The organism is Thermoanaerobaculum aquaticum (genome assembly GCF_000687145.1).
Classification (GTDB): domain Bacteria; phylum Acidobacteriota; class Thermoanaerobaculia; order Thermoanaerobaculales; family Thermoanaerobaculaceae; genus Thermoanaerobaculum; species Thermoanaerobaculum aquaticum.
Genome location: NZ_JMFG01000002.1, coordinates 117,702 through 139,728, shown reverse-complemented (window position 1 = coordinate 139,728; position 22,027 = coordinate 117,702). Strand labels below are relative to the sequence as shown.

The 22,027-nt window shown below is 65.5% G+C and carries 20 protein-coding genes and 1 riboswitch; of the genes, 4 read left to right on the top strand and 16 right to left on the bottom strand.

Annotated elements, in window-relative coordinates; genetic code table 11:
* Positions 1 to 55 precede the first annotated feature (55 nt).
* Together bshA and bshB1 are read right to left on the bottom strand one after the other, a co-directional pair.
* On the bottom strand, positions 56 to 1,174 hold the full coding sequence (gene bshA, locus EG19_RS00825; RefSeq protein WP_038046342.1) for an N-acetyl-alpha-D-glucosaminyl L-malate synthase BshA: 1,119 nt from the start codon (positions 1,172 to 1,174) through the stop codon (positions 56 to 58).
* On the bottom strand, positions 1,159 to 1,893 hold the full coding sequence (gene bshB1 / locus EG19_RS00820) for a bacillithiol biosynthesis deacetylase BshB1 (protein WP_053334713.1): 735 nt from the start codon (positions 1,891 to 1,893) through the stop codon (positions 1,159 to 1,161). The genes bshA and bshB1 overlap by 16 nt, the downstream gene beginning before the upstream one ends.
* A 77-nt stretch (positions 1,894 to 1,970) precedes the next feature.
* Between bshB1 and EG19_RS00815 the strand changes: the two genes are divergently transcribed.
* Positions 1,971 to 2,417: a multiheme c-type cytochrome gene (locus EG19_RS00815; protein ID WP_152543830.1), complete on the top strand. Its 447-nt coding sequence runs from the start codon at positions 1,971 to 1,973 to the stop codon at positions 2,415 to 2,417.
* 78 nt (positions 2,418 to 2,495) lie between these two features.
* Here the strand turns inward: EG19_RS00815 and bshC are convergent, their stop codons facing one another.
* From bshC to EG19_RS12135, 11 genes are all read right to left on the bottom strand, one after another.
* Positions 2,496 to 4,052: a bacillithiol biosynthesis protein BshC gene (gene bshC, locus EG19_RS00810; RefSeq protein ID WP_038046340.1), complete on the bottom strand. Its 1,557-nt coding sequence runs from the start codon at positions 4,050 to 4,052 to the stop codon at positions 2,496 to 2,498.
* Complete coding sequence (locus tag EG19_RS00805) at positions 4,027 to 4,392, bottom strand: hypothetical protein (protein ID WP_200867089.1); 366 nt, start codon at positions 4,390 to 4,392, stop codon at positions 4,027 to 4,029. The genes bshC and EG19_RS00805 overlap by 26 nt, the downstream gene beginning before the upstream one ends.
* Before the next feature lie 26 nt (positions 4,393 to 4,418).
* On the bottom strand, positions 4,419 to 4,820 hold the full coding sequence (locus EG19_RS00800; protein WP_038046338.1) for a F0F1 ATP synthase subunit epsilon: 402 nt from the start codon (positions 4,818 to 4,820) through the stop codon (positions 4,419 to 4,421).
* Positions 4,821 to 6,263 carry a F0F1 ATP synthase subunit beta gene (gene atpD / locus EG19_RS00795; protein WP_038046336.1) on the bottom strand — a complete coding sequence of 481 codons (1,443 nt, stop codon included), beginning with the start codon at positions 6,261 to 6,263 and terminating at the stop codon, positions 4,821 to 4,823.
* Between the two features lie 9 nt (positions 6,264 to 6,272).
* Positions 6,273 to 7,136, bottom strand: coding sequence for an ATP synthase F1 subunit gamma (atpG, locus tag EG19_RS00790; RefSeq protein WP_038046334.1), 864 nt, complete (start codon positions 7,134 to 7,136; stop codon positions 6,273 to 6,275).
* The gene (gene atpA / locus EG19_RS00785; protein WP_038046332.1) at positions 7,129 to 8,661 is read right to left on the bottom strand and encodes a F0F1 ATP synthase subunit alpha; all 1,533 of its coding nucleotides are present in this window, start codon (positions 8,659 to 8,661) and stop codon (positions 7,129 to 7,131) included. Before atpA ends, atpG begins: the two co-directional genes overlap by 8 nt.
* Positions 8,651 to 9,214, bottom strand: coding sequence for an ATP synthase F1 subunit delta (gene atpH / locus EG19_RS00780; RefSeq protein WP_038046330.1), 564 nt, complete (start codon positions 9,212 to 9,214; stop codon positions 8,651 to 8,653). The genes atpA and atpH overlap by 11 nt, the downstream gene beginning before the upstream one ends.
* Positions 9,211 to 9,774: a F0F1 ATP synthase subunit B family protein gene (locus EG19_RS00775; RefSeq protein ID WP_038046328.1), complete on the bottom strand. Its 564-nt coding sequence runs from the start codon at positions 9,772 to 9,774 to the stop codon at positions 9,211 to 9,213. Before EG19_RS00775 ends, atpH begins: the two co-directional genes overlap by 4 nt.
* A complete protein-coding gene (locus EG19_RS00770; protein WP_081799802.1) occupies positions 9,771 to 10,202 on the bottom strand; it encodes a F0F1 ATP synthase subunit B family protein in 432 nt (143 codons plus the stop codon). The genes EG19_RS00775 and EG19_RS00770 overlap by 4 nt, the downstream gene beginning before the upstream one ends.
* 133 nt (positions 10,203 to 10,335) lie before the next feature.
* Positions 10,336 to 12,135 carry a TonB-dependent receptor plug domain-containing protein gene (locus tag EG19_RS00765; RefSeq protein WP_038046325.1) on the bottom strand — a complete coding sequence of 600 codons (1,800 nt, stop codon included), beginning with the start codon at positions 12,133 to 12,135 and terminating at the stop codon, positions 10,336 to 10,338.
* A gap of 12 nt (positions 12,136 to 12,147) precedes the next feature.
* Positions 12,148 to 12,344, bottom strand: a riboswitch (cobalamin riboswitch).
* A 43-nt stretch (positions 12,345 to 12,387) separates the two neighbouring features.
* Positions 12,388 to 13,428, bottom strand: coding sequence for a DUF1573 domain-containing protein (locus tag EG19_RS12135; RefSeq protein WP_053334711.1), 1,041 nt, complete (start codon positions 13,426 to 13,428; stop codon positions 12,388 to 12,390).
* Between EG19_RS12135 and EG19_RS00750 the strand changes: the two genes are divergently transcribed.
* Together EG19_RS00750 and EG19_RS00745 are read left to right on the top strand one after the other, a co-directional pair.
* The gene (locus tag EG19_RS00750) at positions 13,427 to 14,905 is read left to right on the top strand and encodes a UDP-N-acetylmuramate--L-alanine ligase (protein WP_053334710.1); all 1,479 of its coding nucleotides are present in this window, start codon (positions 13,427 to 13,429) and stop codon (positions 14,903 to 14,905) included. The genes EG19_RS12135 and EG19_RS00750 overlap by 2 nt on opposite strands.
* 4 nt (positions 14,906 to 14,909) lie before the next feature.
* Positions 14,910 to 15,371 carry a phosphatidylglycerophosphatase A family protein gene (locus EG19_RS00745; RefSeq protein ID WP_161685243.1) on the top strand — a complete coding sequence of 154 codons (462 nt, stop codon included), beginning with the start codon at positions 14,910 to 14,912 and terminating at the stop codon, positions 15,369 to 15,371.
* Here the strand turns inward: EG19_RS00745 and EG19_RS14235 are convergent.
* The 3 genes from EG19_RS14235 to EG19_RS00730 are packed head-to-tail and all read right to left on the bottom strand — an operon-like array spanning position 15,339 to position 18,011.
* Entirely contained in the window at positions 15,339 to 16,880 is a 1,542-nt protein-coding gene (locus EG19_RS14235) for a DUF4388 domain-containing protein (protein ID WP_038046321.1), read from the bottom strand. The genes EG19_RS00745 and EG19_RS14235 overlap by 33 nt on opposite strands.
* Before the next feature lie 7 nt (positions 16,881 to 16,887).
* The gene (locus EG19_RS00735) at positions 16,888 to 17,646 is read right to left on the bottom strand and encodes a GAF domain-containing protein (protein WP_038046318.1); all 759 of its coding nucleotides are present in this window, start codon (positions 17,644 to 17,646) and stop codon (positions 16,888 to 16,890) included.
* Positions 17,643 to 18,011, bottom strand: a complete 369-nt coding sequence (locus EG19_RS00730) for a response regulator (RefSeq protein WP_038046497.1) — start codon at positions 18,009 to 18,011, stop codon at positions 17,643 to 17,645. The genes EG19_RS00735 and EG19_RS00730 overlap by 4 nt, the downstream gene beginning before the upstream one ends.
* Before the next feature lie 110 nt (positions 18,012 to 18,121).
* On the opposite strand from EG19_RS00730, the gene EG19_RS00725 reads away from it, so the two are divergent.
* Positions 18,122 to 22,027, top strand: a complete 3,906-nt coding sequence (locus tag EG19_RS00725; protein WP_038046314.1) for a carboxypeptidase regulatory-like domain-containing protein — start codon at positions 18,122 to 18,124, stop codon at positions 22,025 to 22,027.

The following is a 22,027-nucleotide window of genomic DNA, read 5'->3' as shown; positions in this document are numbered from 1 at the left end:
TGCCAGGGGCATACCCTTGTGGCTGGATTTAGTCTCCACCTCTAGTTAACGAAAGTCAAGGCAAAGAGAGGAGCTGCCGGTAAAGTGCCTCGTAGGCGTCCACCACCTTTTCCTGGGAAAACTGCTCCGCCCTTTCCCGCGCCAACCGCTTTTGTTTAAGTAGCTCCTGGGGGTCTTGCAAAAGCGCGGTGACCTGGGCCGCCATGCCCTCCACGTCACCCACCGGGAACAGGAAGCCGCCGCTTCCGGGGGTAACCAGCTCGGGAAGCCCCCCCACCCCGGTGGCCACCACCGGCACGCCGCAGGCCATGGCCTCCAGGGCAGCCAAACCGAAGGACTCCTGTTCGGAGGGGAGCAAGAACACATCGCCGGCGCCCAGGGCACCCTCCACCGGCGAAACGTTGCCCAAAAAGTCCACCCAGGGGGCCAGCCCCGCTTCGCGCACCGCCCGCTCGGCGGCAGGGCGATCGGGACCATCGCCAATCATCGCCAGGTGGCAGGGGAGCTTTTCATGCACCCTGCGGAAGACCTCCACCACATCCAGAACCCTCTTGACCGGTCGGAAGTTGGAGGCGTGCACCAAAACCGGCGCGCCGTCGGGGGAAAGGCGCCTTCGGTAGGCAGCCTGCAAGCTGGGATCGCAGCGGGAGAGGTCCACGAAATTGGGGATGACCTGAATTTCCCTGCGGGTGCCGATGACCTCTCGGGTTTCCTGGGCCAGGGCTTGGGAAACTGCGGTCACCGCATCGGCCTTGTCCAAAGCCCACCGCACCACCGGCAAAAAGGCCGGATCGGCGCCAACCACGGTAATGTCGGTCCCGTGCAAGGTGACCACCAGCTTGGGTCCGCCCCCCATGATTTCCTTGGCCAAAAGCGCGGAAACTGCGTGGGGGATGGCGTAGTGCACGTGCAGCAGCTCCAAACCGTGGTGGGCTGCCACATCTGCCATGTGGGAGGCTAAAGCCAGAGAGTAAGGGGGGTGCTGGAAAAGCGGGTAGGAAGGGAAGGTCACCTCATGGAACGTCACCCCCGCTGGCACCCGTCCCAGCCGGTAAGGCAGGGCGTAGCAGATGAAGTGCACCTGATGGCCGCGGCGGGCCATGGCCAAACCCAGCTCGGTGGCCACCACCCCGGAGCCACCCACGGTGGGGTAACAGGTCACGCCGATGCGCATAGCACTCCCTTCAGAAAAGCACCTAGAGCCTTGCCGGAAAGCGGGCCCAGGGCAAAAAAGCCCTCAGCCCAAGGCACACCGATGAGGTTGCCAAAGGCCCGATCCCGCCCTTCCATGGCCTCCAGGAAAAACCCGCTGGCTAGCTGCGTGGGGTGTCCTTCCCCGGGAGCAAACTGCGAGCGGTAGCAAGCCAGCGCTTTCCGCTTTTGCGGGTAGTGGGCGGTAACCTCCACCACCAGCGTGGGCTCCCCCGCCTGCCGCGGGCCGGGGTAGGCCAGGAGAAGCTGGGTCCGGTGGGGCTCCCCAAGCTCGGGAAGAAACCCCCGCACCCCCGCCAGAAAAGCGGCAGCTTGCACCAACACGCTGGCCTCCCGGTGGTCGGGGTGGGGGTCGTGGGGGTGGGGCAAAAGCACGAAGGCGGGTTTGAGGGCACGCAAAGTTTTCACCACTGCTGCCCTTTGCTCACCCGAGCTGCCCGAAAGGCCCGCGTCCGGGAGCTCCAGACAAAGGCGCGAAGCCCCCAAAACCCGGGCGGCGGCTTCCGCCTCCTGGCGGCGCAGTTCCACGGTGCCCCGGGAGGCTCGCTCACCGGCGGTCAAATCCACGATGGCTGCTCTACCCCCGCCGTGGACAAAAGCCGCCAGCGTCCCGGCGCAGGCCAGCTCCGCATCGTCCGGGTGGGCGGCAAAAACCACCAGCTCCGCGTGTCCTTCCACCACCGGGAAAGACTAGCAGACACCCGCTGTTGCTCTTCTGGGCAAGCAAGATCGGCCGGGATGGTGTAAACTTCGCACTCATGAGACGAATCGCCTTCTGCTTTGTAGTTTCGTCACTCCTGGCAGCGGCTATGGCGGCGCAAGGGCCAACGTTTGTGGGGGTGGAAAAGTGCAAGCCCTGCCATCGCCCGGAGTTTGAAACCTGGAGCCAATCGGCCCATGCCGAGGCCACCAAAACTGCAAAAGGAGCGCCGGGGTTTGCGGCCAGCTGCCTTTCTTGTCACGCCACCACCCCCGACGGCTCGCTGGAAGGCGTGCAGTGCGAGGCCTGCCACGGACCGGGATCGCAGTACTGGCCCATTCCGGTGATGATGCACCGGGAAAAGTCGGTGGCTGCCGGTTTGGTTTTGCCCGCCCCGGGGATGTGCAACCGCTGCCACGACGGACAGGACCACCACAAAGCCGTGGAGTGGGGAGCCTTTAAGCACGACCACCGGGAGAAAAGGCAAGCGGTGGAGCTTCCCTGACGGGTTTGTCTGCTTTTTCGCTGTCTTGTGAAAGCTTTCCGGCAACCAGCGCGCCCGTGACGGCCTCCCGTCCGGCAATCACCAGGGGCCACCGGGGTTCCAAAACAAAAGGTGCATGGGGCTGGGGTCCGGGGGCAGGGCCTTGAGGGCCTCTACCAGCCTGATCGGGAAGTCCATACCCAAAGCAAGCAGCGGGGAAAGTACCGAAAGGGCGCGTTCTTGCGGGTGACCCGCAGGCCGCAGGGACTGGCGCAGGCGGAAAAACCGCTGGTGCTCCAGTTGGAGCCTTTCCTCCGCTCGGGTTTCCAGACGGTGGGCCAGCCAGGAGAAGCTTCCCATGAGCTTCTTCTGCGTGGCCTCCAAATCGCCGGTGAGGTTCGGCTGCTCGGCGCGCGCTTTTTCGGCAAAGCGCTGGAGGTCGGCTAGCCACTTGTGGGTAAGCCGCTCCCAATCCCTCACCAGCCCGGAAGCCCGTAAGAGCCTCCGGGGCAAGCGAGGGGAAAGCAGCTCCTCAGGGGCAACCCCAAGCTTTTCCGCCCACCGGCGTTCCGCCGGACCCACCACCGTGATATGCGGACGCAGCTGCCAGCGCGGTTGGGGAACGCCCGCAAGCTCCCAGAGGTCCTGGGCTTGCCAGTGGTAGGCCAGCTCGGAGCTTCCGAGGATGGCGGTGGTGGTGCCCAGGGCGGCGTCCTGCAAAAGCGGGCGGAGCCAAACGTTGGGGGCGAGCCCTTCGGGGTGATGGGCCAGCTCCGAAAGCCGCCGGAAAGCGCTTTTTGCCGCAAGCCTTCGGCGCCGACCCTGCTCCAGCCGGAAAAAGGGCAAAAGGTCCTGGCGCAGCCGCAGGGGAAGGGGAAGCCCTTGGCCGGCAAGCTCCCGGGCGCGGTGCTCCAGGCAACCCCAGGCCTCTTCGAGCTTTTCCAGGATTTTCTGGGCCGCCCAGGCGGACGCCTGGGCAAGCTCCGGCAAGCTGGCATCCACAAGCACGAGCCCCAGGCCCCGCAAAAGGCGGGCAAAAAAGAGGCCGCAGGCCTCCCCCAGGCGCTGCCCCGGGGCAAAGCACTCCCGGGCCACGGTGAAAGCCTCAAGGCCGCCAGGGGGAAGCGCATCTTGGGGGATCTCCTGTAGCCGCTCCGAAGAAAGCGGGGAAAGCACGGCGGCAAAGCCGCAGGCCTCCCCCCGGGTCCAGCTCTCCCGGGCTTCCAGAAGCTGGCCGCCCACCACCACCCGACCCCAGCCCATTTCCGGCAGGTCGTCGTCCCGGGTTTCCAACCAAAAAAAGCCCACCGCCGGCTGGCCGGCCTCCCGCAAGCGGGCCACCTCCGCCGCCACCGCGCAGGCTTTCACCAGGCTCAAAAGCGGTCCACCCCAAAGCCCCGGCTGCTGCCCCGCCACCACCACCGAAGCCCCGGAAAGCCAAGATTTCAGCTCTTCGTCCACCGGGTTGCCCCAGCGGCGGTTGAGCTGGGCCAAGGCCGAGGCCAGCTCCGGAGAGCGGGGCAAAGCCTTTTCGGTTTCTGGTTTGGGGGTGGTGAGCTGGCCCGCTAGAAGCGCGGCGGTGACCGGGTGGGGGGGCTCCCAGCGGTTTAAGGGAACGGTGACCCAGGGCTCAGTGGATGCGCAGGCGGGTGGCATCGTCGTGGGGAGCGAAGCCGTGGCTCAGAACAAACACGTACGCGGCAAACCGCTCCCTTTCCGTTTCCGAGATGAGCTCAAAGACGAACTCCTCCTCGTTTTCGCCGGTGGTGCCCTGGACGTAGCTCACCTGCTCCGGGGTCACCCAGATTTCAGCCACCGGTCGCTTACCCCGGAGCACCTGCACCAGGTACATCCCTTCCTGCGGGTCCTCGGCAAAGTGCCAGTGCAGGTCCTCATCGTCGTACACCGCCACCTCTGGGGTTCCGGCCCGCAAGATGCAGTTGGGATGACCGACCAACCAGCGCCAGAAAACCTCAAAGCTCCACGGGCCTTCCACCGGCACCTCCGCCGCGCCCAAAAACGCTAGCGGCGCGCGGCTACCGCCAGCCGTGTGACTGCGGCATCCAACACCGTCTTGTGGTGGGCAAACTCCTCGGGAGGGGCCAAGCGCAGCGCTTCTTCCGCTTCCCGACGGGCCTTCTTGGCGGCTTCCACGTCAATTTCCTCGGGTTTTTCCGCGACTTCCGCCAGCACCGTCACCGCTTCGCCGCTCACCTCGGCAAAACCCCACTGGATGGCCAGGAAGTAGTCCCGCACCCCCTTGCGGTAGGAAAGCTCACCGATGGAAAGGGAAGCCAAAAGCGGGGCGTGTCCTGGAAGAATGCCCAAAACCCCCAGCATCCCGGGGAGCTGCACCTCGTCCACCAGCTCGTCCACCACCACGCGGGTTGGGGTGACCACCTTTAGGTGCAGCTTTTCCGCCATTTACGCCACCTCAGCCTTGAGCCTTTCGGCGTGCTCCAGAACCTCATCAATGGTGCCTTTCATGTAAAAAGCTTGTTCGGGGATGTGGTCCAGTTCCCCTTCCACGATCATGCGAAAACCACGCACGGTTTCTGCAATAGGCACGTACTTCCCTTTGAGACCCGTGAACTGCTCGGCCACGTGGAAAGGCTGCGAGAGGAAGCGCTGGATCTTGCGGGCCCGCGCCACGATGAGCTTGTCCTCTTCGGAAAGCTCGTCAATCCCCAAAATGGCAATAATGTCCTGCAGCTCCTTGTACTTCTGCAGGATGCGCTGCACCTCCCGGGCCACCCGGTAGTGCTCCTCCCCCACCACGTGGGGGTCCAAAATGCGGGAGGTGGAGGCCAGGGGATCCACCGCCGGGTAAATACCCAGCTCGGCAATTTGCCGGGAAAGCACGGTGGTGGCGTCCAGGTGGGCAAAGGTGGTAGCGGGAGCCGGGTCGGTGAGGTCGTCGGCCGGCACGTAAATGGCCTGCACCGAGGTGATGGACCCCTTCTTGGTGGAGGTGATGCGCTCCTGCAGCTCGCCCATTTCCGTGGCCAGGTTGGGTTGGTACCCCACCGCCGAAGGCATGCGGCCCAGAAGCGCGGAAACCTCCGAGCCCGCCTGCGTGAAGCGGAAGATGTTGTCAATAAACAGCAGCACGTCTTGCTCTTCTACGTCGCGGAAGTACTCGGCTACGGTCAGACCGGAAAGTCCCACCCGCAAACGGGCACCCGGCGGCTCGGTCATTTGCCCGTAAATGAGCGCGGCCTTGGACTTGCGCCAATCGTTGGGGTCAATAACCCCCGATTCCTGCATTTCCAGCCACAGGTCGTTGCCTTCACGGGTGCGCTCGCCAACGCCGGCAAACACCGAGTAGCCACCGTGCTGCAGGGCCACGTTGTTGATGAGCTCCATGATGAGCACGGTCTTGCCCACACCGGCCCCACCGAAAAGGCCGGTTTTGCCACCCTTCGAGTAAGGCTCCAAAAGGTCAATGACCTTGATGCCGGTTTCAAACATCTCGATGGTGGTGGACTGCTCCTCAAAGGAAGGGGCCTCCCGGTGGATGGGCCACCGCTCTTTGGTAACGATGGGCCCCCGCTCGTCCACAGGCTCGCCCACCACGTTGAGCACCCGGCCCAGGGTTTCCTTCCCCACCGGCATGGAAATGGGGCCCCCGAGGTCGTAGGCTTTCATGCCCCGCACCAAGCCGTCGGTGGGGTGCATGGACACGCAACGCACCCGGTTTTCCCCCAGGTGCTGGGCCACCTCGGCAATGACGCGAACCTCGCCGGCATCGCTTTTATCCCGCACCTCGATGGCTTGGTAAATGGGGGGCAGGTGTTCCTCAGGGAACTCCACGTCCACCACCGGACCGATGACCTGCACCACACGTCCCACCACTTGTTCTGCCATAGCGTTCTCCTACCGCCCGCCCAGTGCTGCTGCACCGGACACGATTTCAATAAGCTCTTTGGTAATGGTTGCTTGCCGCACCCGGTTGTAGGTGAGGGTCAAGCGGTCAATCATTTCCGCGGCGTTCTTGGACGCCGAATCCATGGCCACCATGCGCGCGGCGTGCTCCGCCGCCACCGAGTCCAAAAGCATGCGCCACACCTGGAACTCCACATTACGGGGCAAGAGCGCGTGGAGGATGGCTTGCGGGGTGGGCTCAAACAGCATGGGCACCTCGCCATCCCCGTCGCCCAGCTGCTCCCGCTCAATGGGCAAGAGCTTCTCCACCTTCACCTGCTGCTGGATCAGGCTCTTGAAGTGGTTGTACACCACGTACACCGCGTCCACCTGCCCTGACTCAAACTTGCCCCGCAGCTCCCGGGCCAGGGCGTAGGCCCCTTCCGGGGTGAGCCGCCCCATGAGGTCCAGGTGCACAGAGGCCAGAGGGATGCCCTTGTGGCGGAAGTACTCGGCTCCTTTGCGCCCCACCAGGGTGATCTCCACCTCCGGGAAACGCTTGCTTTCGAGAATGGCGGCCACCTCCCGCAAGACGTTGGCGTTAAAGGCGCCGCAGAGCCCCTTGTCGCCGGTGACCACCACCAGCGCCACGCGGTTTTCCGGGCGCACCTGCAGCAGGGGGTGCTTCCGCTCGGAAACCTTGGCCGCCACCCGGCGGAGCACCAGGGAGAGCTCTTCGGCGTAGGGCCTTGCCTCCAGGATGCGGTTTTGCCACCGGCGCAGACGGGCCGCCGCCACCATCTTCATGGCCTTGGTAATTTGCTCGGTGGCCTTCACCGAGCGAATGCGGCGGCGGAGGTCCAGCCGGCTAGGCAAGGGCCGCCTCCGGGTGCTCCCTCAGGAACGCCGCCACCGCGTCCTTGCAGGCCTGTTGCAGCTCCTCCTCCACCGCTCCCTCCAGCTTTCCGGTGGCCACGATGGTTTCCAGAACCTGCGGGTGGTGGAGCTTCACGAAGTCGTGGAGGTAACGCTCAAAGGGGCGAACCGCCGAAACCTTGAGGCCATCCAAAAAGCCGCGGGTTCCCGCAAACACCGAAACCACCTGCAGCTCCACCGGCATGGTGTCGTGGAGGTCCTGCTTCAAAAGCTCCACCAGGCGCTCACCGCGGGCCAGCTGCCTCTGGGTGGCCTTGTCCAGGTCCGAGCCGAACTGGGCAAAGGCCGCCAGCTCCCGGTACTGGGCCAGCTCCAGGCGCAGGGTACCGGCCACCTTCTTCATGGCCTTGATTTGCGCGTTGCCGCCCACCCGGGACACGGAAATGCCCACGTTCACCGCTGGCCGCACGCCAGCGTAAAAGAGGTCGGTTTCCAGGAAGATTTGGCCGTCGGTAATGGAAATGACGTTGGTGGGGATGTAAGCGGAAACGTCTCCAGCCTGGGTTTCGATGATGGGCAGCGCGGTGAGCGAACCCCCACCCAGGTCATCCCGCAGCTTGGCGGCCCGCTCCAAGAGCCGCGAGTGGAGGTAAAACACATCGCCGGGGTACGCCTCGCGACCCGGGGGCCGGCGCAGCAAAAGCGAAATCTCCCGGTAGGCGGCGGCGTGTTTGGAGAGGTCGTCGTACACGCACAGGGCGTGCTGGCCGTTGTAGAGGAAGTACTCACCCATGGCGCAGCCGGCGTACGGGGCCAGGTACTGCAGGGGTGCCGGCTCCGAAGCGGTGGCCGCCACCACGATGGTGTGCTCCATGGCCCCGTAGTCTTCTAGGGTCTTCACCACATGGGCCACGGTGGAGCGCTTTTGGCCAATGGCCACGTAAATGCAAATCACCCCTTTGCCCTTCTGGTTGATGATGGTGTCCACCGCCAGAGAGGTCTTGCCGGTTTGCCGGTCGCCAATGATGAGCTCCCGTTGCCCGCGGCCAATGGGGATCATGGCGTCCACGGCCTTGATGCCGGTTTGCATGGGCTCCTTCACCGGCTGCCGGCGCACCACACCGGGAGCAATGCGCTCCACGGGGTAGTACTCGGCGGCGGTGATGGGTCCCTTGCCGTCCAACGGCTCGCCCAGGGGGTTGACCACCCGGCCCACAAGAGCGGGGCCCACCGGCACGGAAAGGATCTTGCCGGTGCGCCGTACCTCGTCCCCTTCCTTGATGGCGCTGGACTCGCCCAGCAACACGCAACCCACCGAGTCTTCTTCCAGGTTCAGGGCCAAGCCGTAAACCCCGTGGGGGAACTGGACCATCTCCCCAGCCATGACCCGATCCAAGCCAAAGACCCGGGCAATGCCGTCACCCACCGACACCACCGTCCCCACCTCGGCCATTTCCACCGAGGTAGCCACCCCTTCCAAGTGCCGGCGCAAGATATCGGTAATCTCACCCAACTTAACCTGCATAGCGCCCTCCTCCGGGCAGGCTTTTTTCCACGAAAAGCTCCAGTTGCCGCTTCAAAGACCCATCAAACACGAGGCTTCCAAGGCGCACCACAAACCCCGCCAAAAGCTCCGGCTTTTCCTCCTGCTCCAGCGCCACCTGGCTTGCCACCACCTGCACCAGCGCTTGCTCCAGCGCTGAAAGCTGTTCGGGGCGGAGAACCGTGGGCACCAGCACCTTGCCCCGCACTACGCCGAAGAAGCGGTCGCACAAAAGCCCAAACTCCTCGGCCACCAACGACAGGTAGCGCAACCGGTAGTGGGTTTGCATGGCGACCAGAAGGCGTTGGACCTTGGGGGGAAGCGCCAGCTCCCGGGACACCGCGTGTAAAAGCTCGGACTTCTGCCGGCGGGAGAGGGTGGGAACCTCAAAGGCCCGCACCAGATCCGGCAGCGAGGCGAAGGCCGCTGCTGCCCGGGCCAAAGCTTCGTTGGCCACCTTCAGAGCTTCCGCCCCTTCCGGCTTGACCACCGAAAAGAGCGCTTGGGCGTAGGGACGGGCCAGACGCCGGCTCATGCGCGCACCTCCCGGGAAAGGCGGGCCAGAGTGGTTTCAAAGATGCGGTCCCGATCTTGGGGGGTGAGCTCCTTGCCCAGGATTTCCCAGGCCACCGCTGCCGCCGCTTCCGCCGCTTCCCGGGCCAGCTGCTGGCGGGCCGCCAAAAGCCGCCGGGTGGCCTCATCCTCCACCTGCCGCAGGAACTTGGCGGCCTCTTGTTCCCCCTCTGCGATCAAACGGTCCCGCTCCGCCTCACCTTCCCGCCGCAGCCGATCCCGCAGGGCCACCATTTCCCCTTCCAGGGCAGCAAGCTTGGCGCTCATCTGCTGCTGCATGGCCGCCGCTTCCGCCCGCAGCCGCTCAGCTTCCCGCAGATCGCGGGCAATTTCCTCCCGACGGGTGTGGAAAAAGCGGGACAGGGGACGGGCCAAAAGCCACGCCAGCAACCCCAAAAACACCACGAGGTTTGCGGTTTTCCAAAGGACCGTAGGGAGCCCCAGAAACGTTTCCGCCGCCCCCTCGGCCGCTTCCGCCGCCTGCGCGGTTAGCCAAACCCCGGCAACCCACCAAACCCTCATGACGCCAGCGCCCTCCCCAACAGCCGCTGGGCCAGCTCCCGCGCCAGCTCCCGCGTGTGTTTGGCCAGCTCCTGGCGAGCCCGCTGCGTTTCCTGCTCCAGCTCAGCTTGGAACTGCGCCAAGCGCTTCTGCCCTTCGGCCCGGGCCGCTTCCAGCTTTTCCCGCCGCTTTTGCTCCCCTTCCGCCCGCAAGCGGGCGCGTTCCTTTTGCGCTTCCGCCGCCACCTGCGCCAGCTCCCGTTCCCGCTCGGCCAGGGCTTGCTCAAGCTCGGCTCTAGCCTGTTCAAAAGCCTCCCGGCCAGAGTTCACCCGCTTTTCCCGCTCGTCGAGGATGGCGAGGATAGGGCGGACCAGCTGGCGGTTCACAACCCAAAACGCCAGCCAAAAACACGCCACCACCAAGAGGAACGATACGTTCGGTAGGTTCACGCTGCGGCCTCCACCCGCTTGACTGCCGCCCTATGCCCGCGGCGGCCGGCAAGTTTAGCAAGGCCTTGGAGAAAGGTCAAACAAAGGGCCTCGGCTTGAGCCGAGGCCCCGGTCTTTTAAGCCTTCTCTGCGCTTACTGGCGACCCAAAGCGAGGCCCACAAACACCCGGCGACCCGGGGCCGGGTAGCCCCGCACCTCCTGGTAGGAACGGTCGGCAAGGTTTTCCACCCGGACGGTGAGGGCCGAAAGCTCCGTCAACGGGAGCTGGGCGGCGAGGTTGGCGGTGAAAAAACCACCTTGCTGCACCCGGGCGAAGCTCACCGGGTCCAAATCTGGCCGCCTCCCTACGTACACCAGGCTGACCTCGCCTTGGCCCCAGGCAAAGTTTTCCCCCAGCGTGAAGGATCCAGACCACTGGGGGCGACGCAAGAGCCGCAAGCCGTCTTGGTCTTCCGCTTCCAGGTAGGTGCCGGAAAGGCGCAGAAGGCGATGTTGCAGGCGGCGCTCAAGGCTCAGCTCCACGCCCTTTTGCCGCGACTCGGCGATGTTGGCAAAGCGCCAGGTGGTGTAGTCGAAGTCCACCAAATTGGTGATGCGGTTGGCAAAGGGAACCAGCTGGAGCATGACGTTGCCCAGCATCTGGGTTACCCCTAATTCCACACTTTCGGAGCGCTCGGGTTGCAGGGTGGGGTTTCCGGAGTAGGGGTAGTACAGTTCGCCCAGGGAGGGAGCCCGGAAGCCCTTGCCCGCCGCCACCCACACCCGGCCGGAAGCCCACGGCAAGCTCCAGGTGACGCGGGGGGAAAGCTCCTCCCAAGCCCCGGCCCGATCCCAGCGCAGCCCGGCGGTCACCTCGCCGCCCCTGCCCAGGCTCCAGCGATCCTGCAGGAAAAGCGAGCGCACCGTTTGCTTGCGGTCGGTGAGGGCGGGGCCGAAGCTGGAGCCGGCCGTTACCTCGTCCTGCCGCCACTCCCCGCCCAGCTGCCAACGGTGGGGCCCAAGCTGGCCGCGCAGGGCCAACCGCCCCTGCCAGCTCTCCTTGTCGGTGTCAGCGGCGGTGTAACCCCAGGGGTCGTCGGGGTCACGGAAGGTGAGGTTCCCCTCCACCCGGGCCAGGTGCCCTTCCAGCTGCAGGGAGGGACCAAGGCGGAAGCGCCAGGGCAGCCCCACCAGCGTTTCTTCGGCGGCTGTAAAGCGGTGCGGGGTGGCCTGCGCTCCGGAAAAGGGGATTTCCGTGCGGCTGCGGCTGGCCCGCACCAGCACCCCCACGCGGGCACCGTCCCGGGGGCGGAAGCCGGCGGAAAAGGTCAAAGCCTTGCCCCAGAAGTCGTCGTTAACCAGCTCGCCGGTGCCCTGCCGCTCCACCGCCTGCACCGAAAGGTCCCAGGACTGGCTCCCCACGCTCACGCCCCCCTGGTACCGGCTCCAGCCGCCGCTGCCGGTTTCCCCCAAAATCTGCCATGAGGTCCCGCTTCTTTGCGGGGCAAAGAGCTGCACCACCCCACCCAGGGCGTCGGCACCGTAAAGGGCGGAGTACGGCCCCCGCACCAGCTCCAACTTGCCAACTCCGGCGGTGAGGGGCAAGCTCCAGTCGTACCCGCCAAAGTAAGGGTCGTTGAGGCGAATGCCCTCAAAGAGCACCAGGGTATGGGTGGAGTTGGTCCCCCGGGAGAAAAGCGAGGTGACCCCACCATCCAGCCCCGAGCGCAAAAGCGTAACCCCGGAGCTCCGGCGCAGGAGAGCAGCTAGCGAGGTCTCCAAGCTCCGGGAGATCTCCCCCTCATCGAAAACCGTGACCGCCGCGGCCACCGATTCCAGGTTTTCTTCTTCGCCGGAAGCGGTAACCACCACGGTTTCGGTAAAGGTAGGTTGCTGCGCCGCCAGGGGCAAACAAAGGAAAACACCTAAGACGAGACAAGACCAGGCTTTCATCGTGCACCTCCCGTGCGTTTTTTTGGGGTGGCAGGTCTCCTGGCTCCGGATCACCCGGTAAGCTCGCCTTCCCAGGACGCCAGCTTCCACCGCACGCCCCAGTGGCTTTTCGAGCTTCCGTCCCCGGTTACAGTGGCGGGGGCCGCGCCGGACTTGCACCGGCTTCCCTCGAACCACCCCGGTTGCGGGCCGATGTTAGCAAACAAAAAGCGCGCCGCCAAGGCGCGCTTTTTTTGATGCGAAGGTTGGGGCTTACTGCACCGTCACGCTCACCGGCACTTCCAGCCGCGGCCTGCTGGGGTCGTTGGTTTCCACCACCAGGGTGGTTTTGTGGGTGCCCTTGGGCGCCCCGGCCTTCAAGGTCACGGCCACCTGGTACCTCTGACCCGGCTGAAGGGGGGTGACTTCCACGGTAAACAGCTCGCTGGCCACCTTGGCGTTGGCGATCTGCAGGTCGTGGTTTTGGCGGTTGTTGACCAACAAGAGCGCCCGGCCCACCGGAGCGTCGTTGGGCACCGTTCCCAAATCCACGGTAGGCGGCACCACCTGGATGATAGGCCGCACCACACCGGTAAGGGTTACCGTGACGTTTGGCGCCTTTTCGGCGGTGGTCTTCACCGTCACCTTTTGGTTGAAGGGGCCCTCGGGAGCGTTGGCGGGTACCTTGAAGCTCACCTCCCACTGGGGCTGGTTGCGGCCCTGGATGAGCTCAGAGCCCTCCAGCTTGCGGAAGGAAGCGGTCACAGGAGCCGTACCGGTCTCCACCCCCAGCACCTTAAAGTCCACCGGTTGGGACGGTACCAACACCACCTTCTCCTCCGCCGCTTCCCCTTGCAAGACGTTGAAGCGCACGAAGCTGCGGGGCACCACGTCAATGAAAGCCTGAACATCGGCTTTCACCACCAGGGTCATGCTGGGCATGGCCGGGTCGTTGGTGTACACCAGCACCGCCTTTGAAATGGGGCCGGTGAAGTCGGTGGTGTCCACCTCGGCCACGATCTTGCCCTTGCCTCCCGGAGGCACGGTGCGGTCAAAATCGGCCACCGTGCAGCCACAGGTGGGTCGTACCTGGGTGATCTCCAGGGGGGCGGTGCCGGTGTTGCGCACCTCAAAGGTGGCGCGGATCTTCTCGCCCTTCACCACCACCCCGAAATCCTTGATCTTTTCCGGGAAATCGACCACCGGCTTGGCTTCCGAGGCTGCTTTGGCCTCAGACCCAGCGGGGGTTGGGGCCTGCGCCCAGGCCGGCAATACGCAAGCCAACATCAACACGCCTTCCAAGATCCTCTTCATGTTCATCCTCCTTGGGCCAATGCTGCCCTTTCTCGGCCAGCGGGTGCTAGAGTACTCCAGCCCGCCGGCGCGGGCAACTTCTATGCGAGATTCGTGCCACTACTACCTGTTGCCCATTGGGGGGATGGCCACCGCAGCCCTGGCCGGCCTGCTTTCGGAAAGCGGCTTTCGCGTGTGCGGGGTAGATTCGGCGCTCTACCCGCCGGCCTCGGAGCTTTTAGCGGAGCTTGCAGTTCCGGTTCGCTTGGGCTTTGATCCGGCGCACATCCCTGAGGTGGAAAAAGCGGTGGTCATCGGCAACGCCGTGCCCATTTCCAACCCCGAAGTTCAAGCCGTGCTCGCCCGGGGGCTTCCCTACACCTCGCAAGCGGCGCTTTTTGGGGAGCTTTTTTGCCAGAACAGGAAAACCGTGGTGGTGGCCGGCACCCACGGGAAAACCACCACAACAGCTCTGGTGGCCCATGTGCTCACCCACGCCGGCCTTGACCCTACCGCCTTCATTGGCGGTGTTCCCCGGGGCGGAAAGCCCTGGCGGCTGGGGCACTCGCCGTGGACGGTGGTGGAAGGGGACGAGTACAACACCGCGTTTTTCGACAAGGGCCCAAAGTTTCTGCACTACTTCCCCCACATCTTCGTGGTCAACAACGTGGAGTATGACCACGCCGATCTCTACCCCTCCCTGGATGCCATTCTGGCCGCTTTCCGCGCAGGAGTGGCGCGGGTGACCGGTGACGGATGGGTGGTGGCCAACGCCGACGACCCTGGCGCTCGGGAGGTGGCGGCCCACGCCCGAAAGGTGCTGTGGTACGGACAAAGCGCCCAAGCCCAGGTGCGCTGCCGGCACTTTTCCCATCGCCAGGGTAACCTGGTGGCCGAGGTTGCCCTGGACGGTGACGTGTGGGAGCTGGAAGTTCCGCTGGTGGGGCGCCACAACCTGGCCAACCTCCTGGCGGTGGCGGCGGTGAGTCGCCTGGCCGGCATCCCCCCCGAAACCCTGCAGCGAGCCTTGGCCACCTTCCCCGGCGTGCGCCGAAGGCTGGAGGTGGTGGGGGAAGCCGGAGGTGTGACCGTGGTTGACGACTTTGCCCACCACCCCACCGCCGTGGGTCTCACCCTGGAGGGAGCCCGGGAGCGCTTTCCCGGCCGCCGGCTGGTGGTCGCCTTTGAACCCCGCTCCCTCACCGCCGGCCGCGCCGAGCTCTTCCCCCTGTACGAGCAAGCCTTCGCCCTGGCCGATGGGGTGGTGCTGGCGCCCATCTTCCACCGCCACCGGCTGCCACCGGAAGAGCAAATGGACCGCCACCGCCTGGCCGCACAACTGAAGGCCAAGGGTGTGGACGCGGTGGTGGTGGAAGACGGGGGCGATCCGCTTCCCACCGTGTTGGCCTTGCTGCGGCCGGGGGACGTTTTCATTGCCATGTCTTCCGGGGATTTTGGTGGCCTCCCCCGCCGGGTGCTGGCCGCTCTGGGAGCCTGAGCTGGTGGTGTGGCTTTTCCGGTTTTTGGCCACCGTGGGGTTTTTGGGGGAGCACCTCCCCGCCCCCGGTACCACCGTGGGTTCCCTCGTCGGCCTGGGTTTGTTCTTGCTGTTCCCCGACGCCGGGTTAAGGCTCGCCGTTGGTGTGGGCCTCACCCTCCTGGCCCCGCTGGTTTGCGGCCGGGAAGCGGTACGCCGGGGGGAGGTGGACCCCAGCCCCGTGGTGCTGGACGAGGTGGTGGGGCAGTGGTGGGCCCTGCAAATCATGGCGTGGGCCGGCGTGCCCTTTAGGACTCCGTGGCTGGTTGTGGGTTTTGGCCTTTTTCGGCTCTTCGACGTGCTCAAACCCCCGCCGGTGCGTCAGGCGGAGCTGTTGCCGGGCGGTTTGGGGATTGTGGCCGACGACCTGGTGGCGGGTTTGCTGGCAGGACTCTTAGGGGCGCTTGTCTTTCGCGTTTGGGGTTGACCCGGTTTTTTCCAGGAGCTTGCGGCGTAAAAGCTCGTTTTCAAAGGCCATACCTGCTTGCTCGGCGGCCAACTCCACGATTTCCCAATCGGCAATGGGGGCGTCCCGCTCGCCGTTGTCCGCCACCACCAGGGCAATGACCCGCTGCACCCCCCGCACCGGGAAAACCACCACCTCATCCCGGGCCGCCGGACCCAAAAGCTGCCGCAGCAGCTCCGGCAGCTGGGCATGGGGACCCCGCACCACCTCGCCGCTTTCCACCGCCCGGCGGAGCAAATCATCGCCGCCCCAGGGAAGGCGCAAACCGCGGGTGGACTGGGCCAGCAGCTGACCCCGGGCATCGCGGCCAAAAGCCCCCAGCACCGAAAGCTCCCGCTCCTTGGCTAACAGCAAAACTGCCCGTGCCACAGTTTCCGAAAGGATGCTCAAGAGGTTGAGGGCCAGGGAGGTGGCCACAAAACCGCTGCGCAGGTCCCCAAAAGCCTGCCGCAGACGGTGGAGCGTGAGCTCCGCAGCCCCCTCCCGGGGCGCCGGCAGCTCCTCTTTGCTGCTGGCCGCGGCGGTGACCGCCGCCACCACCGCCTCCAGTTCCGCCGGCACCACCAACGCCGCTCCGGCCCGCAGGTAGGGCGCCACCGGCTGACCTGGCTCGGCCACCACCACCACCCGCACCCCGGAACGAAGGTGCCGTACCCTGGTGACATCCGAAGGCCCCAAAATGCCCTGCCGAGCATCCGCCACCACCACGATGGGTCCTTGCCCATCCCCCGCTTCTTCCAGGCTCACCCGCCGCACCGTGCGGGCTTCCTCGCGCAACGCCGCGCAAAGCCGGGCGAGGAACGCATCGTCAGGGGTGAGCACGTGAACCAAGGGCCGGTGCTCGGCGCTTTGCGCATCCAGCTGCTCCAAGACCCTGGTAAGGTCCTCGGAGGTCAGTATTTCTGGGGCCTTGGGGGTAACCGGCGAAACCACCTCCTGCTGGTTTTTTTGCTGGAAGATCTCACTGGCCTGCTGCAAAAGCTTGGCGGTGTCCACCTCCACTTCGGGGATCACGTCGAAAGGGTAGAGGGTGACCTCGTCCGCAGGGGTTAGGTCGTCGGGCAAAAACTCAAACTCCCCGGTTTCCCACCCCAAAACCACCGCCACCGCCCGGCGGATTTGCTCCTCCACCACCGCTTTGAGCTGGGCCCCGTTGATCAGCCCGGCGTTCACCAGCAGTTGCCCCAGGGATCGGCGCCCCGGACCTTGCCTTTGGGAAGCCAACGCCGCCTCCAGCCGCTGGCGGTCCACCAATCCCCGCCGGATAAGCAGGTCGCCAATACGAGGAGCGCCGGTGGCTTGCGCAAAGACGATCTTGCCCTTGAAAAAGCCAATGGTGGCGCGGTCCTCCCCCCGCTCCAGGGCTAACACACCGGTCCGCTTTCCCAGGTGGATGAACTGCAGCACATCGGCCACCGCCACGTCCTGGAGGCTGCCGGAAATCCCCTGGGAGGCAGGCCCTTCGCCCATGCTGCGGTTACTCCCCCCGTGCCAGCTTGATGAGGCTTTCTAAGGTGCGCAGGCGCCGGTCCTTGGTGGCAAAGATGCGGGCCGCAAAGAGGGCGGAGGCGGCGTGGGCGGAAAGCAAATCCAAAAGCTCCCGATCCTCCGGGCGGAGGGAAGGCTTGTGGGGCAGAAGCTTGAGCACCACCAAAGCCCCGACGATTTCGCCCTGCACCTTTAAAGGCACCACCGCCACCACGCTGGAGTTGGGAATGGGCGCCAGGCGCAGGGTGCCATCGGCCAGTGTGGCATCCACCGCGGCCTCCCCGCCCAGGTACTCGTCGCCGGCAAAGAGCGGATAAGCCCCGGTGTCGAACCCCTGAGCCAGGGCCACCTCAAAGCCCTGACCGCCGTCCCGGCGCAGGAGCACCGCAAAGGCCTCGGCTCCCAAGAGGTTCACAGCAATTTCGGCGATGGTTTGCAGCACCTCCGCAGGGGTGAGGGTGGCGTGGAGCTGGTAGGTGGCCACGTAAAGGTTCATGAGGCGGGAAATTTGCCGCTCGGAAGCCGCCAGCTGCGCAGCCAGCTCCTTGACGTCCGCCTCGGTCCGCGCCAGCCGTTGGGCCAAATCGTCCTCCCCCTTTCCGGCGGTGGCCACCCCTGCCGACTGCAGCTTGTGCTCCAGCTCCCGCACCAGCTCGCGGGCCTTTTCCAGGGTGGTCTTCAGCTCGGCCACCAGCTCCTTCCCCGAGCCCTCGGGCAGCTTCAAACCTCCCGACGAGGTTTCCTTCATGGGGCCTCCAGGGCAGCAATGGCTGCCCGCAACCTTTCGGCGTCGAAAGGCTTGGTAAGGTAAGCCACGGCACCCGCCGCCAGCCCTTTTTCAATTTGCGCTTCTTCTCCGTCGGTGGACACCACGATCACCGGCAGCCCCGGAAGCCGGCCCTGCTGGCCCAGGGCTGCCAGAAACTCCAGCCCGTTCATCACCGGCATGTTGATGTCCAGAAGCACCAGATCCACGTCCGGATTCTGCTCAAGAAGCTGCAAGGCCTGTTGCCCGTTTTCCGCCAGCAAAAGCGGCGTGCCGCGCAGCATCACCTCGTACATGCGCAGCATGAGCTTGGAATCGTCCACCGCCAGCACTTTCTTCGGTTGCACCGACACCCCCTATCGGCGCTACTCCCGCCCTTCAACAGCATAGAAGGCTTACCCCTTGGCTGCAAGAACCGGGGTTTTTAAAATGGGCCGAAGTTTACGGGAGGTGACGCATGGTCTTTGGGGTGGCGTTGCTCTCGCTTATGGCAGCTTCGGTACAGGCGCACCAGCTTTCGGGAACTGTTTACTGCGAGGCCAACTGCCCGCAAGCCACGGTGCGGCTTTTCCCGCTGGGGGAAAAGAACATGGCTTCCCCCCACCAACCCGGAAAGCCCCTGCGCACGGTGGAAGTGATGCCGGCCACGGCGTTCACGCTGGAGGTGGAATCCCTTCCGGTGCGAGTGGAGGTCTCGGCCCCGGGGCACGCTGCCGGGGTCATTGAGGTTTGGTTCCCCGAGCATGCGACGCTCCCGCCCCTGTGGCTGCCCAAAGCCATGACCCGCAGCGTGCAGATCACAAGCGCTGGGAGCAAAGGCAAGCTGCTGGTGATGGACCAGGAGGAGGGCGACCGCGTGGGGAGGTGGCGGTGGAGCACACCCACCGCCTTTGCGGAAGCCGGAAAAGCCGTGAACGTGCCTGTCGCACCGGGGGTCTTCACCAGTTTGACGGTGGTTGATGAATCGGGGTGCTTCGCCTTTGTCAACGTGACCGAGGGCAAGGGAGCCCCGGTAAGCCTGCGCTGCCGCACCGTAACGGTTACGGTACAGGACCCCCAGGGCAAACCCCAGGCCAACGTGCGGGTGGCGGCGGAAGCCATGCCGGTGGGGACGGCCGCCCTCACAGGGCCGGACGGCAAGGCCAGGCTTTCCCTCCCCGACTGGTGGAAGGGGCGGGTGGTGGCCTGGACCGGAGAGCAGGGGGGCTCGGCCCGGGTGAGCAACGAGACAGCCAAAATCGTGCTACGCCCGGTGGCCTACTTGCCGCTGGTCACCGCCCAGCCTTACCCCACCCTTTTGGTGTTTCCCCGCTATATCCCCTCCGCCCTCACCGGCGGTCCGTTGCTGCTCAGCGGCACCGGCGGCCGCGTCCCCTTCATCCCCCCCGGCGGCGAGATGGAAATCCTGGCCTACGGGTACGACGCCACCAGCCTGTCCGTGGAATCCCCCACCCAAACCCTGGGGGTTAGGCTTTCGCCGCAAGCGTGGATTGAGGGCAAGGTGGTGGACCCGCGGGGGCTTCCCGCCCCTGGCGTGCCGGTTTGGAGCGAGGAAAGCGAGGTAGCCACGTTTCGTTTCACACGTTTTCGCACCGTCACGCGGCTTTTGCCAGAACCCGCCTGGGTGAGCGGCCAGGACGGCAGCTTCGGGCCTTTCGCTGTGAGCGCCGGGGAGCTGCGGCTTCTGGCCAGCCATCCGGTCCTGGGCCGGGCCGACTCCGGAAAGCTTGGCCCCAAGCCCAAAGAAAGGCTGCCGGTCACCCTCACCCTCGCCCCCGGTACCCGTTTGAGCTTGCGGGTGGTGGACGAGCGGGGGACGCCCATCCCCGGTGCCGATGTGCAGGTTCACCCCGGCCGGGAAGAGGGGCCCCGGCTTACCATCCGCCTGGGAGCAACGGACAAACCGGCCCTGGCCCGGGGGGAAAGCGACCGGGAAGGCCGGGTCATCCTGGGCAATTTGCCTGCGGGTCCCCTGGAGCTGGTGGTGAAGAAAGCCGGCTTCGTGACGGCAGTGCAAGAGGTGAAGCTGCCGCCGGAGGGCAAAGACCTGGGGGATGTGACGCTGCAGTCGGGCACGACAATTATGGGGCGGGTGGTGGACGAGCAGGGACGGGGGCTGCCGGATGTCACGGTGGTGGCAGGCAGCAACGCCGATTTCTTGTACGATTATTTAACCCGCACCGAAGCCGACGGCGGTTTTGAGCTCGCTGACGTACCCAGAGAAGGGAGCCTTTACCTTCAAGCCCGCTCCCGGGAGTACTCGAGCTTGCCGGTGAAGGTCAGCCTGCCCCCCGCTGGACCCGTGGAGCTCAAGGTAAAGGCCGGCAAGCTTCTCAAGGGCCGGGTGGTGGACAAGGAAACCGGGGAAGCGGTGCCCAACGCCGAAATTTCCGGTGGGCGCCTGTTAACCCGCAGGATCGGTGGGTTCACGGTGCAATCCGCCGTTCCCGTCCCCCCCACCAGCTCCGATCAGGACGGCTACTTTGAGCTGGCCATCAATGAGCCTGGGGAGGTGCGGCTGGAGGTGCGGGCCGCGGGGTTTGCCCCCGCCCAAAAAACCGTACCCATCAAGCAGGACGAACCCCCCGGCTTCATCCTTGTTCAGCTGGAACGGGGGTTTACCTTGCGCGGGCGGGTGTGGGAGGCCGATGGCAGCCCCGCGGTAGGGGTCACGGTCACCGCCAACGAAGCTGGGGAGCGGATCGCCGGCACCATGCTGGCGATGTTCCGCAGGCCCCTGGGCACCACCACCGATGGCCAGGGGCAGTTCGTCCTCACCGGGTTGAAGCCCGCCAAATTTACCGTGGAAGCGCGAAGCCCGGAGGGCGCCCAGGACCGGGTCACCCTGGACATCAGCGGGGATACGGAAGCCGAGCTGCACCTGGCGGCCCCGGGGAGCCTGGAGGTGCACGTGGTGGGGCCACAAGGGGAACCGCTGGCCGGTGCCCGGGTTGCGGCTTCAGGAATTGGCGATGACCTCCCCGAGCGCCAAACCGATGCCGCCGGCGTGGCCCGCTTTGAGGACGTTGCCCCGGGAACCTACTTCGTGGTCGCTTCCCTGGAAGGCTATGCCGCTGACAGTGAGCAAGTCAACGTGGGTGCCCAGGGGCCCAAGACGGTAACGCTGAAGCTGGCCCGGGGCGGGGAAGTGCTTGGGGTAGTGCGGGGCCTTTCCCCCCAGGAGCTGGCCCGTTGCCAAGCGTGGGTGGGGATGAGCCGGACGAAGGTTGCTGGTGACGGCAGCTTCCACCTTAAGGGCGTGCCCTTGGGCAAACAGGAACTGGTGGTTTCGGTTTTCCCACTGGGTAGGACCCGAAGGCTCACGGTGGAGGTGCCGGAGGGATCCCCCGCCCAGGTGGAGGTGGACTTTGGTCAGGGTGTGACGATCTCCGGAACCGTGCGACGGGGGAGCCAGCCGGTGGTGGGGTATGCGGTGATGGCCAGCGGGCCCTCCCCCATGGACCGGGCTTCCGACACCACCGATGAAGGGGGCAGCTTCACGCTTTCCGGCCTTTCCCCCGGCAAATGGACGCTGGTGGTCAGCGACCCCAACGGCCAGGGGCTGCTCACCCGGGAGGTGGAGGCGGAAAAGGACGTGCAGGTTTCCCTGCTGCTCCCCAACGGCACCCTTTCCGGGTGGGTGCGCAACCGCACCAACCGCGAGCCCGTTGCGGAGGCGCAAATTACCCTGGAAATGCCAGGGCAAACCGCCTTCATCCGTCGCACCTCCGGCGATGAGACGGGGCGCTTCACCTTCCGCGAGCTGCCCACCGGCCAAGAGTTCCGGGTGCGGGCCAGCGCACCCGGCTTTGCGCCGGCGGAAACCAGCGTTACGGTTCGGGAGTCCACCCCCGAGGTGGAGCTTTTGCTGGAACCCCAGCAAACCCTGGAGCTTGTGGTGCGCGACGCAGACGGCAGCATCCCCACCGAGGTCTTTGCCAACGTCCAGGGTCCCTCGGGGGAACCCCAGCCGGTGTTCGTGAGTCTCGATCGGGAAGGGCGGGGCATCGTCACCCAGCTGCCACCGGGGGACTACGTGGCTTTGATCCAGGGGCAGGGGGCGGCGGTGGTGCGCTTTGCCGTGCCTTCCAAAGTTCAGCTCCAGCTCAAGCCGCGGGGCACCCTCGTTCTGGAATCCGGCAGCCCGGTGGAGGTGCAGGTATTGACCGCTGAAGGGTTGCCGGTGCCCTGGGGTTGGCGGGGGATGGGCATCAGCGGCGGCTGGCGTCGGGTGGAAACGAGCTGGAGGCTTGCCCTTCCCGCCGGTGACTACCGCCTCCTGGTGCGGCGGGATGGGCAGGTACAGGAAAAGCTCGCCACCGTGATACCCGGACAGGAAACGGTGCTGGACCTGGCTCCGTAA

Excerpts from the sequence above, each read along its gene's own strand:
- bshA (WP_038046342.1), bottom strand. The coding sequence starts at position 1,174 with ATGCGCATCGGCGTGACCTGTTACCCCACCGTGGGTGGCTCCGGGGTG.
- EG19_RS00815 (WP_152543830.1), top strand. The coding sequence starts at position 1,971 with ATGAGACGAATCGCCTTCTGCTTTGTAGTTTCGTCACTCCTGGCAGCG.
- bshC (WP_038046340.1), bottom strand. The coding sequence starts at position 4,052 with ATGCCACCCGCCTGCGCATCCACTGAGCCCTGGGTCACCGTTCCCTTA.
- EG19_RS00800 (WP_038046338.1), bottom strand. The coding sequence starts at position 4,820 with ATGGCGGAAAAGCTGCACCTAAAGGTGGTCACCCCAACCCGCGTGGTG.
- atpD (WP_038046336.1), bottom strand. The coding sequence starts at position 6,263 with ATGGCAGAACAAGTGGTGGGACGTGTGGTGCAGGTCATCGGTCCGGTG.
- atpA (WP_038046332.1), bottom strand. The coding sequence starts at position 8,661 with ATGCAGGTTAAGTTGGGTGAGATTACCGATATCTTGCGCCGGCACTTG.
- atpH (WP_038046330.1), bottom strand. The coding sequence starts at position 9,214 with ATGAGCCGGCGTCTGGCCCGTCCCTACGCCCAAGCGCTCTTTTCGGTG.
- EG19_RS00775 (WP_038046328.1), bottom strand. The coding sequence starts at position 9,774 with ATGAGGGTTTGGTGGGTTGCCGGGGTTTGGCTAACCGCGCAGGCGGCG.
- EG19_RS00765 (WP_038046325.1), bottom strand. The coding sequence starts at position 12,135 with ATGAAAGCCTGGTCTTGTCTCGTCTTAGGTGTTTTCCTTTGTTTGCCC.
- EG19_RS00750 (WP_053334710.1), top strand. The coding sequence starts at position 13,427 with ATGTTCATCCTCCTTGGGCCAATGCTGCCCTTTCTCGGCCAGCGGGTG.
- EG19_RS12135 (WP_053334711.1), bottom strand. The coding sequence starts at position 13,428 with ATGAAGAGGATCTTGGAAGGCGTGTTGATGTTGGCTTGCGTATTGCCG.
- EG19_RS14235 (WP_038046321.1), bottom strand. The coding sequence starts at position 16,880 with ATGGGCGAAGGGCCTGCCTCCCAGGGGATTTCCGGCAGCCTCCAGGAC.
- EG19_RS00735 (WP_038046318.1), bottom strand. The coding sequence starts at position 17,646 with ATGAAGGAAACCTCGTCGGGAGGTTTGAAGCTGCCCGAGGGCTCGGGG.
- EG19_RS00725 (WP_038046314.1), top strand. The coding sequence starts at position 18,122 with ATGGTCTTTGGGGTGGCGTTGCTCTCGCTTATGGCAGCTTCGGTACAG.